Origin of the sequence: Conexibacter woesei DSM 14684 (assembly GCF_000025265.1) — a bacterium.
Classification (GTDB): Bacteria; Actinomycetota; Thermoleophilia; order Solirubrobacterales; family Solirubrobacteraceae; genus Conexibacter; species Conexibacter woesei.
The window spans coordinates 2,148,636-2,162,644 of sequence record NC_013739.1; the positions used below are offsets into that span (position 1 = coordinate 2,148,636).

General features: G+C 73.5%; 11 protein-coding genes. 10 read left to right on the plus strand and 1 reads right to left on the minus strand.

What is annotated here, in order from left to right:
* Positions 1-8: 8 nt before the first annotated feature.
* Positions 9-788 carry an enoyl-CoA hydratase/isomerase family protein gene (locus tag CWOE_RS10195; RefSeq protein WP_012933523.1) on the minus strand — a complete coding sequence of 260 codons (780 nt, stop codon included), beginning with the start codon at positions 786-788 and terminating at the stop codon, positions 9-11.
* Between the two features lie 47 nt (positions 789-835).
* Between CWOE_RS10195 and CWOE_RS10200 the strand changes: the two genes are divergently transcribed.
* From CWOE_RS10200 to CWOE_RS10245, 10 genes are all read left to right on the plus strand, one after another.
* Complete coding sequence (locus CWOE_RS10200) at positions 836-1,588, plus strand: SDR family NAD(P)-dependent oxidoreductase (protein WP_012933524.1); 753 nt, start codon at positions 836-838, stop codon at positions 1,586-1,588.
* 1 nt (position 1,589) lies between these two features.
* Complete coding sequence (locus CWOE_RS30555) at positions 1,590-3,002, plus strand: ABC1 kinase family protein (RefSeq protein ID WP_012933525.1); 1,413 nt, start codon at positions 1,590-1,592, stop codon at positions 3,000-3,002.
* Positions 2,999-4,732, plus strand: a complete 1,734-nt coding sequence (locus CWOE_RS10210) for a CocE/NonD family hydrolase (protein WP_012933526.1) — start codon at positions 2,999-3,001, stop codon at positions 4,730-4,732. The genes CWOE_RS30555 and CWOE_RS10210 overlap by 4 nt, the downstream gene beginning before the upstream one ends.
* The gene (locus CWOE_RS10215; RefSeq protein ID WP_012933527.1) at positions 4,722-5,966 is read left to right on the plus strand and encodes an EstA family serine hydrolase; all 1,245 of its coding nucleotides are present in this window, start codon (positions 4,722-4,724) and stop codon (positions 5,964-5,966) included. The genes CWOE_RS10210 and CWOE_RS10215 overlap by 11 nt, the downstream gene beginning before the upstream one ends.
* Positions 5,967-6,140: 174 nt before the next feature.
* Positions 6,141-7,601 carry an ABC transporter substrate-binding protein gene (locus tag CWOE_RS10220; RefSeq protein ID WP_049793227.1) on the plus strand — a complete coding sequence of 487 codons (1,461 nt, stop codon included), beginning with the start codon at positions 6,141-6,143 and terminating at the stop codon, positions 7,599-7,601.
* A gap of 3 nt (positions 7,602-7,604) precedes the next feature.
* Positions 7,605-8,606, plus strand: coding sequence for an ABC transporter permease (locus CWOE_RS10225; protein ID WP_012933529.1), 1,002 nt, complete (start codon positions 7,605-7,607; stop codon positions 8,604-8,606).
* Between the two features lie 2 nt (positions 8,607-8,608).
* The gene (locus CWOE_RS10230; protein WP_012933530.1) at positions 8,609-10,543 is read left to right on the plus strand and encodes a dipeptide/oligopeptide/nickel ABC transporter permease/ATP-binding protein; all 1,935 of its coding nucleotides are present in this window, start codon (positions 8,609-8,611) and stop codon (positions 10,541-10,543) included.
* Positions 10,540-11,322, plus strand: a complete 783-nt coding sequence (locus CWOE_RS10235; RefSeq protein ID WP_012933531.1) for an ABC transporter ATP-binding protein — start codon at positions 10,540-10,542, stop codon at positions 11,320-11,322. The genes CWOE_RS10230 and CWOE_RS10235 overlap by 4 nt, the downstream gene beginning before the upstream one ends.
* 63 nt (positions 11,323-11,385) lie before the next feature.
* Positions 11,386-12,810 carry a 3-oxoacyl-[acyl-carrier-protein] synthase III C-terminal domain-containing protein gene (locus CWOE_RS10240; protein ID WP_012933532.1) on the plus strand — a complete coding sequence of 475 codons (1,425 nt, stop codon included), beginning with the start codon at positions 11,386-11,388 and terminating at the stop codon, positions 12,808-12,810.
* Positions 12,810-14,006, plus strand: a complete 1,197-nt coding sequence (locus CWOE_RS10245) for an acetyl-CoA acetyltransferase (protein ID WP_012933533.1) — start codon at positions 12,810-12,812, stop codon at positions 14,004-14,006. The genes CWOE_RS10240 and CWOE_RS10245 overlap by 1 nt, the downstream gene beginning before the upstream one ends.
* Positions 14,007-14,009 lie beyond the last annotated feature (3 nt).

A 14,009-nucleotide genomic window follows, 5' to 3' on the forward strand; every position in this document is an offset into this window, starting at 1 on the left:
CCAGCCGTCTAGCCCCCGACGAAGCGCGCCTTGCCGAGGCCGTGCTCGGCGAACGACTCCATCCCGATCGTGCGGTCCTCGGTCGCGAAGAGGGTGGCGAAGCGTGCGCGCTCGATCGCGAGACCGGTCTCGAGGTCGGTGTCGAGCCCGCGGTCGATCGCCTCCTTGGCGGCGCGCAGCGCGTGACGCGGGCCGCGGGCAAGGCGGTCTGCCCACGCGTGAGCGTGGGCCTCCAGTCGCTCGGGTGCGACGACCTCGTCGACGAGGTCCAGCTCCAATGCCTCCGCTGCGTCCAGCATGCGGCCGCTGAAGATCAGCTGCTTGGCGCGCGCCGGCCCGATCAGCCGCGCGAGCCGCTGCGTCCCGCCGCCCCCCGGGATCACGCCGAGCAGGATCTCGGGCAGTCCGAGCTGCGCGTTGCTCGCCGCGACGCGGTGGTCGGCGCACAGCGCCAGCTCGCAGCCGCCGCCGAGCGCGTAGCCGGCGATCGCGGCGACGACCGGCACACGAATCCGCGCGATCGACGAGAAGCCGTCCTGGAGGTGCTGGACGGCGTCGGCCATCTCCGCGTAGGAGCGCGCGGCGATCTCCTTGATGTCCGCGCCGGCGGCGAACACCTTCGGGCCGCCGGTCAGCACGACCGCGCCGACGTCGGCGCGGCGGTCGACCTCGGCGGCGAGCGCGCGCAGTCGATCGAGGAGCTGCTCGTTCAGCGCGTTGAGGGGAGGGCGGTCGATGCGCAGCGTTGCGACGCCGTCGTGGACGTGCAGGGTGACGAGCGGTTCCATGTCGGAAGCATTGCAAATGAACGCTCATCTATCTACAGTGGCCAGCCATGGAGATCAAAGGAATCGCCGCGCTGGTGACCGGAGGCGCCAGCGGGCTCGGTCATGCCACCGCTCTCGCGTTGGCCGAAGCGGGCGCCCGCGTCACGGTGGGCGACCTTCCCGCCGCGCTCGCGGCAGCAGAGCCGCCCGCGGAGGTCGAGCGCGTCGCGACCGACGTCACCGACGCCGCGCAGGTCACGGCGGCCGTCGCGGCCGCGGCCGCACGCGGTCCGCTGCGCGTCGTCGTCAACTGCGCGGGCATCGGGCTGCCGCGCCGGATCCTGCCGAAGGGGAGAGCGGTCGACGTCGAGGCGATGACCCGCGAGATCGCCGTCAACCTGCTCGGCACGATCCACGTCGTGACCGCGGCGGCACCCGCGATCGCGGCCCAGGACGTGCTCGGCGAGGAGCGGGGCGTGATCGTCAACACCGCCTCGGCCGCGGCCTTCGACGGGCAGCTCGGGCAGCTCGGCTACGCAGCCTCCAAGGGCGGCGTGGTCGCCGCCACGCTGCCGGCCGCGCGCGAGCTGGCGTCCCATCGCATCCGCGTCGTCACGATCGCGCCGGGGCTGTTCGACACGCCGCTGCTCGGCACGCTGTCGGACGAGGTTCGTGCCGCCCTCGCGGCGCAGGTCCCGCACCCGGCCCGGCTCGGCCGCCCGCCCGAGTTCGCCCTCACCGTCCTGCAGGCGATCGGCAACCCGCTGCTCAACGGCGAGGTGATCCGTCTCGACGGGGCGCTGCGCATGGGGCCCGGCTGAGATGGCGCCGACGACGAAGCGGGAGGGCTGGCGCGCGCTGGCGACGCTCCAGCGCGAGGCCGTGCGGGCGGTCGTGCGGCGCACGGCCGCCCCTGCCGAGCTGGATGACGCGGACGCGCGCCGGCAGGAGCTTGCGAAGGTCGCCGTGCGCCTGGCCGGATCGAGCGTGCGGGCCCGCGTGCGCGCGCTGTTCGCCGGTCCCCGCGGGCGGCGGCGGATCCGCGAGGAGGCGGCGCGCCGGGCGGCACGCGACGTCGCCGAGACGATGGGCAACATGAAGGGGCTGGCGATGAAGTTCGGCCAGTTCGCGTCGTTCGCCGGCGGGCTGTCGGCGACGGCAGAGGAGGAACTGGAAGGGCTGCAGGCCGGCGCTCCGCCGATGGGCTTCGACGTCGTGCGGGCCGTGCTGGAGCGCGAGCTGGGCAACGACGTGCTGCGCTCGTTCGCCCACTTCGACGAGACGCCGCTGGCCTCCGCGTCGGTCGGCCAGGTCCATGCGGCCCGCCTGCGCGACGGTCGCGAGGTCGTCGTCAAGGTCCAGTATCCGGGGATCGAGTCGGCGATCCTGGCGGACTTCGACAACCTCGCCCTGCTCACGCGCGCCTACGGCACCAAGAGGGTCGACTTCGACATGGAGGCCGTCCTCGAGGACCTCTGCGCGATGATGCGCGACGAGTTCGACTACGCCCGCGAGGCCGAGAACCAGCGTGCTTTCGCCGACCGCTACCGCGGCCATCCGGCCGTCAAGATCGCGGAGGTCGTCGACGAGCTGAGCACCCGCCGTGTGCTGACGTCCGAGCGCGTGTCCGGGCGCCGCCTGCGCGACGTGCTCGACGATCCGCAGGAGCGGCGCGACGCCTACGGCGAGATCATCCACCGCTTTGCGCTGACGTCGATCGCATCCGGCGTCTTCTCGGGCGATCCGCATCCCGGCAACTACCTCTTCCTCGACGACGGGCGCGTCTGCTTCCTCGACTTCGGCCTCGTCAAGCGGTTCGAGGGCGACGGCGAGACAGAGCTGGCCCTCGCGCCGATCGAGGCCGCCCTGCGCGGCGACGAGGAGGCGCTGGCCGCGAGCCTGCGCGCGCTCGGCGTGCTGCCCGACCGCGGCCGCTCCAACCCTGCCCGGCTGTGGGAGGAGCTGCGCCCGCTCTACTGCGGCCCGATCGATCGCGACGAGGTCGTGCAGCTCGATCCCGCGGCGTACAACAGAGCGGTGCGCCTGGCGCAGCGCCCGACGGCCGAGTTCTACAAGTGCCGCAAGGCATCCCGCCAGCCGCCGTGGCTCAGCATCCTGCTGCGCTACACGATGGGCACGTTCGGCGTGCTCGCGCGGCTGCGGTGCGAGGCGAACTGGCGCAGCCGCACCGAGGAGATCCTGCTCGCCGCGCCGACCCCCGGAGGCACACGATGACCCCGCCGATCCGCATCGATCGCGACGTCGAGATGGCGATGCGCGACGGCGTCGCGCTGCGCGGCGACGTCTGGCGCGTCGACGACGAGACGCCGCGCCCGGCGCTGGTGCTGCGCACGCCCTACGACCGCGCGAACACGAACAGCGACCTGCTGCGCCCGCTCGACGCGGCGACCGCCGGCTACGCCTGCGTCGTCCAGGACACGCGCGGGCGCTACGGCTCCGACGGCGACTGGGACATCCTGATGTGGGAGCAGGAGGCGCGCGACGGCTACGACACGATCGAGTGGGCGGCCGCGCAGCCATGGTGCGACGGCAACGTCGGCACGTTCGGCGCCTCCTACCTCGGCATCGTGCAGTGGATGAGCGCGGGCGAGCGGCCGCCGCACCTGCGCGCGATGGCGCCGGCGATGACGACCAGCGGCGAGCTGGAGGCGCTGGAGACCGGTGGCGCGCTGCGGCTCAACCACGTCGTCTGCTGGCTCGCCTACATGACGCTCGACTGGCTCGGCAAGCAGCTGGCGGCCGGTCGGCCCGTCGACCCGGCCGCGGTCCCACGCCTGATGGAGCTGGTCGGCGACGCCAGTCCCGCGCTCGAGCACCTGCCGCTCGGCGAGATCCCGCACTTCGACTTCCCCGACTTCCCGCTTCCGCTGCGCACGCTGCTGCAGCCGGGGCTCGGCATCGCGCAGCGGTTCGACTACGAGCGGATCGACGCGCCGACCCTGTCCGTCGTCGGCTGGTACGACTTCCTCTGCACGGCGACGATCGAGAGCCACATGCGGCTCGTGGAACGCGGCGGGGGCGGCGCCGACGCACGTGCGCGCCACCGCCTGATCGTCGGGCCGTGGATCCACGACGGCCGCCTGCCGGGATTGCAGGGCGAGCTGAACTTCGGCGTCGGCGACGGTCCGTTCGCCGGCATCCATCGCCAGCACCTGCAGTTCTTCGACCACCATCTGAAGGGCGCGGCCGAGCCGCTCGCGTCCGTCCAGTACTTCCTGATGGGCGCCGACGAGTGGCGTGCTGCGGAGGCGTGGCCGCCGCCGGAGGCCGCCGCCGAGACGTGGCTGCTCGCGAGCGGCGGCGCGGCCAACACCGCTGACGGCGACGGGACGCTGGCGCCGGAGCGGCCCGCCGGAGGCGCCGAGCAGGATCGCTTCGCGTACGACCCCGCCGACCCGGTGCCGACCCACGGCGGCCGCACGCTGCCGATGGGGACGCAGATCGCGGGCCCGTTCGACCACGCGCGGGTCGAGTCGCGCGCCGACGTGCTCTGCTACTCGTCGGAGCCGCGCGCCGAGCCGCTCGACCTCGCCGGGCCGGTGTCGGTCCGCCTGTTCGCGGCCTCCAGCGCGCGCGACACCGACTTCGTCGTGCGGCTGCTCGACGTCGACCCGCAGGGTCGCGCGATCCCGTTCGCGGAGGGCATCCAGCGGGCGCGCTTCCGCAACGGGCTCGGCGACGAGGTGCTGCTGGAGCCCGGCGCGGTCGAGGAGTACGCGATCGCGCTCGGTCACACGGCGTGGCGGGTCCGTCCGGGCCACCGTCTGCGACTCCACGTCACGAGCAGCAGCTTCCCCGCGTTCGATCGCAACATGAACACGGGTGGCCCGGTCGGCGACGACGCCGCGGGCGTCGTCGCCCAGCAGACGGTCCTGCACAGCGCGGCGCATCCGTCGGCGCTGATCGTTCACACAATCCGACAGGTGGTACCTGATGGCCGTTGAGGGCAACGTCGAGCCGCGCTTCGAGCGCGTGCGGGAGGTCTTCGCCGAGAACTTCGAGGAGCGCGACGAGGTCGGTGCGGCGCTCTGCATCTATCACGAGGGCCGCTCCGTGGTGGACCTGTGGGGCGGGATCGCCGACGTCGACGAGGAGCGCCCGTGGGAGCGGGACACGCTCGGGACGATGGACTCGGCGACGAAGGGGCTGACCGCGATCTGCGCGCTCGCGCTCGTCGAGGCCGGCGAGCTGGACCTCGACGCGCCGGTGGCGCGCTACTGGCCCGAGTTCGCGGCTGCCGGCAAGCAGGAGCTGCCGGTCCGCCTCCTGCTCACGCACCAGGCGGGCCTGCCGGCCGTCGACCGCTGGATCACGATGGACGACTTCGAGGCCTGGACGCCGGTCGTGGACGCGCTCGCGGCGCAGCGCCCGTACTGGGAGCCGGGCACCGCGCACGGCTACCACGGCATCACGATGGGGCATCTCGTCGGCGAGGTCGTCCGCCGCATCAGCGGTCTGACGCCCGGGGCCTTCCTGCGCGAGCGGATCAGCCCCGCGCTCGGCGGCCTGGAGACGTGGATAGGGCTGCCCGAGGCGGAGGAGCCGCGGGTCGCGGCGGTGACGCGCGTGGAGCTGAGCGTCGAGGCGTTCAGCCGGCCCAGCGGCGACGCGCGCTACGACGCGTTCCTGCAGGAGTCGATCGCGCTGTGGACCGACCCGGCATACCTCGAGGCGTACATGGACCCGTCGAAGCGGAGCGACGCCTGGTTCGAGCAGGAGCGGCCGCTCTCGCAGCGGTCGCTGGGTCCCGTCGAGATCGGCGAGGACATGAACAGCCGCCGCCACCACGCGGTCGAGGTGCCGGCCGCGACCGGCATCACGACCTCGCGCTCGCTCGCCCGGCTGTGGGCGGCGCTGATCGGCGAGGTCGACGGGGCGCGGCTGATCGGCCCGCGGCTGCTCGACGAGGCGGTGCGCCCGTACGCCAAGGGTCCGGACAGAGTGGTCCTGGCCGACACCGCCTGGGGGCTCGGCTTCGCCGTGCCGGGCGGCCTGTTCTTCCCCGACTTCGGCACGGGGCGGACGTTCGGCTCGCCCGGCGCGAACGGCACGCTCGCGTTCGCCGACCCCGACCAGTCGCTGGCGCTCGGCTACGTCCGCAACTTCCAGGAGTGGCAGTTCCCCGACTCCCGCTCGACCCCCTTGCTCGAAGCCGTCTACGCCTGCCTGCGCGAGTAGCTCGCCGCACGCAGGTGTAGATGAACAATCGTTTATCGCTGGGAACAATCCCTTGAGGAGGGGAGCATGGTGAAACGTGGACGGCGAGCCGCCCTGGCAGCGGTTGTCGGCGCGGTCGCAGTGGCGGCCGTGGGATGTGGATCGAGCGGCTCGAGCTCGTCGGGCGGCGATCCGGTGGAGGGAGGCACCTTCACGGCGGCGATCCCGTTCGACCCGGGCGCGAGCTTCGACCCGTACCGCAACCTGAAGGTCGCGCCGATCGCGAGCTACGCCTACGACAGCCTCGTCAAGCTCGACGGCAGAGGCGGCGTCGTGCCGAACCTGGCGAAGTCGTGGTCGTCGAGCGCGAGAGGCGCGACGTTCGCGCTGCGCTCGGGGATCACGTGCTCGGACGGGACGCCGCTGAAGGCCAGCGGCGTCGCCGCGGCGCTCAACTCCGTGCTCGACCCGAAGTCGAAGGCGACGGTCTTCGGCGTGCTCACGCCCAGCATCCCCTACACCGCGACCGCTGACGACGCGCGCGGCACGGTGAAGGTGACGATGGCGAGCCCGTTCAGCTTCACCGTCGAGCAGCTCGGCCAGTTCCCGATCGTCTGCCCGAGAGGGCTCGCCGACCCCGAGCTGCTGGCGAAGCGCTCGCTCGGAACCGGCCCCTTCGTGCTCGACGAGATCGCCCCGGGCGATCGGATCTCCCTCAGCGCCCGCAGAGGCTACGCGTGGGGCCCGGAGGGTCGCAACGCCGGCGCGGGCGCGCCCTCGCGCGTTGTCCTGCGGATCGTGCCGAACCCGACGACCGCGGCGAACCTGCTCGCCTCCGGCGAGGTCAACGCCGCCGAGCTGGCCGGTCCCGATCGCGAGCGCGTCGAGGCGTCGGACCTCTTCAGCCGGCAGTACGAGGCGCCGTTCGGGCTGCTGACGTTCAACCAGCTCGACGGACGCCCGCTGCGCGATCGCAGCGTGCGCACGGCGCTGCTGCAGGCGCTCGACCTCGACCGCCTCGCGCAGGTCGGCACGAGCGGCATCGGCGCACGCGCGAAGAGCCTGCTGACCGGCTCGCCGCCGGTCTGCGCGTACGACAGCGTCAGAGGAAACGTCCCGACCTCCGATCGGCAGGCGGCGCGCGACGCGCTCGCGCGTGCCGGCTGGACCGACAGCAGACCGCTGCGCGTCGGGCTGCACTACCAGACCGACATCCTCGGTCCGGCGGGCGCTGCGGCGGTCGAGCTGATCGCCGAGCAGTGGAAGCAGCTCGGCGTCGAGACGAAGCTCGTGCCCGAGGACATCAACGCGTCGCTCAACACGCTCTACGTGACGCACGACTGGGACGTCTACTGGGGCGAGCAGAAGATCGTCTTCCCGTCTGACCTGCCGACCTACTTCTCCGGGCCGGCGCCGCCGAGAGGCAACAACTACCCCGGCGTGAGCAACCCCGCGTTCGACCGCCTCGCCGCGGCCGCGCAGGGCACCGCGGGAGCCAAGAGCTGCCCCGCCTGGGAGCAGGCCGAGGGTTCCCTGATCGGCCAGGCGAACATCGTCCCGGTCGCCACGTCGCCGACGACCGTCTTCGGCAACGGCGCGCGCTTCGAGCTGCAGGGGCTGACGATCGCGCCGACGACGATCCGGCTGTTCGGGTAGGCGATGACGACCGCGACCGCGAGCGCGGCGCTGACGTCGCCGGTCCGGTGGGCGGGGCGGCATCGCCGCCTCGCCTTCCTGGGCCGGCGGCTCGTCCGGCTGGCCGTCTCGCTGATCCTCCTGCTGACGGCGTCGTTCGCGATGCTCCACGCGATCCCCGGCGACCCGGTGCGGGCCGCGCTTGGGCCGTCGGCGCCGCAGAGCCTCGTCACCGCGCGCCAGCACGACCTCGGCCTCGACCAGCCCTTGACGCGGCAGTACGCCGACTATCTCGGCGGCGCGCTGGCCGGCGACCTCGGGCGCTCGATCTCGTCGCAGGAGCCCGTCGGCGAGATCGTCGCCCAGCGACTGCCGGCGACCCTGCGGCTGGCAGGGCTCGCGTTCCTGCTGATCGTGCTGATCGCGTTCCCGCTCGGCCTGCTGATGGCGATCCTGACGCAGCACGGCGCGCACCGCCGGGCGGAGGTCGCCTTCACGGCGGCGACCGGCGTGCTGAACACCGTCCCGGAGTTCGTCGTCGGCACCGCGCTGGTCGCCGCCTTCGCGGTCGGGCTCGGCATCCTGCCCGTGGCCGGCGACGCCGGGCCGGCGTCGTACGTGCTGCCCTGCGTCGCGCTGGCGCTCGCGCCCGCCGCGACGCTCTCGCGCGTCGTCCGCGTCGAGACGCTGAAGGTCCTCGACGAGGACTTCATCCGCACGGCGCGCAGCAAGCGGCTGCCCGCGTCGCGGATCTACCTGCGTCATGCACTCCCGAACGCGATCACCGCGTCGTTGACGCTCGGCGGGCTGATCCTGTCGGCGCTGATCGGCGGGACGGTGCTGGTCGAGAACGTCTTCGCCTGGCCCGGCCTCGGCAGCACGGTCGTGCAGGCGGTGCTGTCGAAGGACTATCCCGTCGTCCAGGCCTGCGTGCTGGTGCTGGGCGGCGCCGTGCTGCTGATCAACACCGCGGTCGACTTCGCGCTGGCGCTGCTGGACCCGCGCTCGGATCTGCGGGGGGCGTAGCGATGTCCCCGTCCCGTGTCCGCCGCGCCCGGCCTTCCACGATCGTCGTGGCGGCGGTCCTCGCCACCACCATGCTGGTGGCGCTCGTCGCGCTGGGCCCCGTGATCTGGGGCGACAGAGCCACCGCGATCGACAGCGCCGCGCTGCTGCAGGGGCCGTCCTCGGCGCACCCGTTCGGGACCGACGCGCTCGGTCGCGACATCCTCAGCCGCGTCCTCGTCGCGACGCGCCTGTCCGTCGGGCTCGCCGTGATCGCGATCCTGATCGCGATCGCGATCGGGGTTCCGCTCGGCGCCACGCGCGCGGTCGTCGGGCGCCGCAGCGCTCGCTGGCTGGCCGCGACGATCGACCTGCTCGTGGCGTTCCCGCCGCTGCTCGCGGCGCTCTTCCTCGCCGTCGTGTTCGGCGTCGGCGCTCGCGGCGCGGTGCTCGCGATCGGGCTGGCGTCGGCGCCGAGCTTCGCGCGCCTGACGATGACGCTCACCGACCGCGTCGTCGGGACCGACTACTTCGCCGCCGCGCGGGTGCTCGGCGTGAGCCGCCGCCGGCTCGTGCTGCGTCATGTGCTGCCGAACATCGGCGAGCCGCTGACGATCAACGCCACGATCGCGATCGGGCAGGCGCTGATCGTGCTCTCCGGCCTCAGCTTCCTCGGACTCGGCGTGCAGCCGCCCGAGTACGACTGGGGCCGGATGCTGAACGAGGGGCTGGCGCGGATCTACAGCTCGACGCTGCCCGCGCTCGCGCCTGGCCTGGCGATCGTGCTCGCCGGCCTGACGTTCAACCTCGACGGCGAGGCGATCGCGCAGGCGCTCAACCGGCGCCGGCCCTCGGGAGCCCGCCGCCGACCCGCGCCGCACCCCGCCGGGCTGTCCGCCGCGTCCCCCGCGGGCACGCCGGGCGCGGACCTCGCGCCCGCTCCCGCGGCCGACGAGGTGCTCCACGTCGAGCACCTGAGCGTGCGCTTCCCGGGCGCGCCGGCCGACCTGGTGCCCGTCCGCGACGTCAGCTTCACCGTCCGCGCCGGCGAGATCGTCGGCGTCGTCGGCGAGTCGGGCTCGGGCAAGAGCCTCTCCGTGCTGGCGGCCGCGCAGCTCACCGTGCCGCCGGCGGAGGTCCGCGCGAGCGCGATCCGCATCCTCGGGACGGAGCTGCAGGGCGCTCGCCCACGCGACGTCCGCCACCTGCTGGGGACGACGACGGCGATGGTCTTCCAGGATCCGGCCACGACGCTCAACCCGGCGCTGCGTGTCGGCACCCAGCTGATCGAGCCGACCATCGTGCACGCCGGCGTGCCGAAGCGCACGGCGCTGGCCGAGGCGGCCCGCAAGCTCGACAGCGTCCGGCTGACCGACCCGCCGCGCATCCTGCGCGCGTTCCCGCACCAGCTCTCGGGCGGCATGCGCCAGCGCGCGATGATCGCGATGGGGCTGATGGTCGCCCCGCGGCTGATCATCGCCGACGAGCCGACGACGGCGCTCGACGTCACCGTCCAGCAGCAGATCCTGCGGCTGCTGCGAGAGCTGAACGAGCAGTCGGGCGCGGCCGTCGTCTTCATCTCCCACGACATCGGCGCGGTCGCGGAGATCTGCGACCGCGTGCTCGTGATGTACTGCGGCCGCATCGTCGAGGAGCTCGACCGCGACCGGCTGCAGGGCGGGGCGGCGCACCCCTACACGCGCGCGCTGATCGCGTCGCTGCCGACGATGGCGACCGACCGCGAGACGCCGCTCGCGACGATCCCCGGCCAGCCGCCGGAGCCGGTCGACGGGATGGCCGGCTGCCCGTTCGCGGCTCGCTGCCCGTCGGCGTCGGATCGCTGCCGGGCGGACGACCCGCCGCTCGTGGAGCTGCACGCGCGCCACCGCGTCGCCTGCTGGCACCCGGAGGCGACCGCGCCACGGGACTCGCTGACCGCCGGGAGGGCCGGAACGTGAACCGCCTGGAGCTGCGCGACCTCGTCGTCCGCTACGGACCCGCGCACCGCGGCCTCACCGCCGTGGACGGCGTCAGCCTCACGCTCGCCGAGGGCACGACGATCGGCGTCGTCGGCGAATCGGGGTCGGGCAAGTCGACGATCGCGAAGGCGATCGTCGGCCTCGCGCCCGTGACCGCGGGCGCGATCCTGCTCGACGGGGAGGACCTCGGCGCGGCGCGCGCCGCGCAGCGGCGCGGCGTCCGGCGGCGGGTCCAGATGGTCTTCCAGGACCCGTCCTCGTGCCTCGATCCGCGCATGACGGCCGGCGCGTCGATCGGCGAGGCACTTGTCACCCACCGGCGGATGCGCCATCGCTCCCGGCAGGAGGAGGTGGCGCGCCTGCTCGGACTCGTCGGGCTCGACCCGGCGATCGCCGGCGTGCTGCCGCGTGCGCTGTCGGGCGGGCAGCGCCAGCGCGTCGCGCTCGCCCGCGCGCTCGCGGTCGAGCCCGACGTGCTGATCGCGGACGAGATCACCTCCGCGCTCGACGTCTCGGTGCAGGGAGCGGTGCTGAATCTGATCCGCGACCTCCAGCGCCGGCTGGGCCTGACGATGCTCTTCATCAGTCACGACCTCGCCGTCGTGCGCTACGTGAGCGACGTCGTCGCGGTCATGCACGCCGGCCGGATCGTCGAGCTGGGCCCCGCGCAGCAGCTGATGACGGAGCCGAGAGACGCCTACACGCGTGCGCTGCTCGCAGCGAGCCCCGCTTTGACAGCGGCGGCGAGCGATTGCTAGCATCGGTAAACGAACATTCATTGACCGAGCAGGCGTGGACGCGCCGGCACGGAGGAGAGACCAATGGCCGGAATACTCGCCTACGGGGCCTATCTGCCCCAGCACCGCCTCGATCGCAGGGCCATCGCCGAGACGCTCGGCGACGGCCGTGGGAGGGGCACCCGCGCCGTCGCCGGCGGCGACGAGGACACGACGACGCTCGGCGTCGACGCGGCGCGCATCGCGCTCGACGGCGCGCCGGCCGACGCGCCCCCGTCGGCGCTCTACTTCGCCACGACGGCGCCGGCGTACGTCGACAAGACGAACGCGACGATGATCCACGCAGCGCTCGCGCTGGCGCCCGGCGTCAGCGCCGTCGACGTCGGTGGCGCGGTCCGCTCGGGCGCCGGTGCCCTGCGGATCGGCCTGCGTGCGGCCGAGCCCGCCCTCGTCGTGCTGGCCGACGTGCGCGGCGGCCTGCCGGGCAGCGCCGACGAGCGCGACGGCGGCGACGGCGCCGCGGCGTTCCTGCTCACCGGCGGCGACGGCCCGGTCGTCGCCGAGTACCTCGGCGGCGCCGCGGCCACCGACGAGTTCCTCGACCGCTGGCGCGTGCCGGGCCGCGCCGCCTCGCGCCGCTGGGGCGAGCAGTTCGGCGCCGACATCTACCGCCGCCTCGGACTCGAGGCGCTGACCGACGCGCTGATCGACGCGGGCGTCACGCTGCAGGACGTCGACCGGCTGATCGTCACGGGCACCAACGAACGCGCCGTGACGTCGCTCCAGCGCGCGTCGGGCGTGCCGCCCGAGGCGATCGCCGACGACCTGATGGACACCGTCGGCAACACCGGCACCGCCCACGCCGGCGTGCTGCTCGCGGCCGCGCTCGACGAGGCCGCCGCGGGCGAGACGATCGCGCTCGTCGTGCTGAGCGACGGCGCCGAGGCGTTCGTGTGGCGCACCACCGAGGAGCTTCCACTCCGCCGCGCCGCCCGGTCCGTCGCCGCGCAGGCGGCGGCCGGCCGCGACGGCCTGCCCTACGGCCGCTTCCTCGCGTGGCGCGAACGGCTCGTGACGGAGCCGCCGCGGCGCCTGCCGCCGCCGCCGCCGGTCGCGCCGGCGTCCTATCGCGACCGCGCGTGGAAGCTGCGCGGGCAGGGCAGCCGCTGCAGCGAGTGCGACACGCTGCACGTCCCGCCCCAGCGCGTCTGCCGGCACTGCCGCGCGGTCGACGAGCTGTCGTTCGAGCGCGTCGTCGATCGCCACGGCACGGTCGTCAACTCGACCGTCGATCGCCTCGCCTGGTCGCCGAGTCCGCCGGCCGTGTTCGCGGTCGTCGACTTCGACGGCGGCGGCCGGGTCGAGTGCGAGATGACCGACGCCGCGCCCGAGACGGTCGTCCCGGGCCTGCGCGTCGGCATGTCGTTCCGGCTGATGGGGACGCTCGACGACATCCACAACTACCTCTGGAAGGCGCGCCCGCTTGCCGAGGTCGAGGAGGACCACTGATGGCATCGCACAGCATCGGCGACCGGATCGCGATCGTCGGGATGGGCTGCACGCCGTTCGGCGACCACGCCGACAGAGGCGTCGAGGACCTGCTGGTCGAGGCGTCGTCGGAGGCGCTCGCCTCGGCGGGAATGGACATCGGGGACGTCGACGCGTTCTGGCTCGGGACGTTCGGCTCCAACGTCGCGGGCGTGACGCTGTCGAAGCCGCTCAAGCTCCAGTACAAGCCGGTCAGCCGCAACGAGAACTTCTGCGCGACCGGCTCGGACGCGTTCCGCAACGCCTGCTACGCGGTCGCCGCGGGCGCGTATGACGTCGCGATGGCGATCGGCGTCGAGAAGGTCAGCGACTCGCTCGGCGCCGGCATCCCGTTCGCGCCGCCGCAGGACAGCGGCACGCGGCTGGAGGTGACCCCGCCCGGCAGCTATAGCTACCTCTCGACCGGCTACATCGCCAAGTACGGCGTGTCGCCCGAGGACCTCAAGGCCGCGCTGACCCACGTGGCGTGGAAGAACCACGCCAACGGGGCGCGCAACGCGCGCGCCCAGTACAGGAAGGCACTGACGAAGGAGCGCATCGCCAGCGCGCCCGACCTCGCCGGCAACCTCAGCCTGCTCGACTGCGGCGGGCTGACCGACGGTGCGGCCGCGGTGATCATCTGCCGTGCCGAGGAGGCGCACCGCTACGCGAAGGACGCCGTCTACGTGAAGGCGCTGTCGCTCGCCGTCGGTCCCGGGACCGGGGCGATGGACAGCGACTACGACTACACGAGCTTCCCCGAGGTAGCGGCCTCCGCGCAGGAGGCCTACCGCCAGGCGGGCGTGACCGATCCGCGCGCGCAGATCGGCATGGCGGAGGTGCACGACTGCTTCACCGTCACCGAGGTCGTGCTGATGGAGGACCTCCAGTTCGCGCCGCGCGGGACGGCGTGGAGAGAGATCCTCGACGGCGCCTTCGACATCGACGGCGTGCTGCCGGTCAACCCCGACGGCGGGCTGAAGTCGTTCGGGCACCCGCTCGGGGCGTCGGGCATCCGCATGCTGTTCGAGTCGTGGCTGCAGCTGCGCGGCCAGGCCGGCGAGCGGCAGATCGACCTCGGCGGAAAGCTGGCGATGACGCAGAACCTCGGCGGCTGGCCGGGCGACTGCCTCTCGTTCGTCTCGCTGTTGTCCGCTCAGCCGCCGTCTGGCGGCTGACGT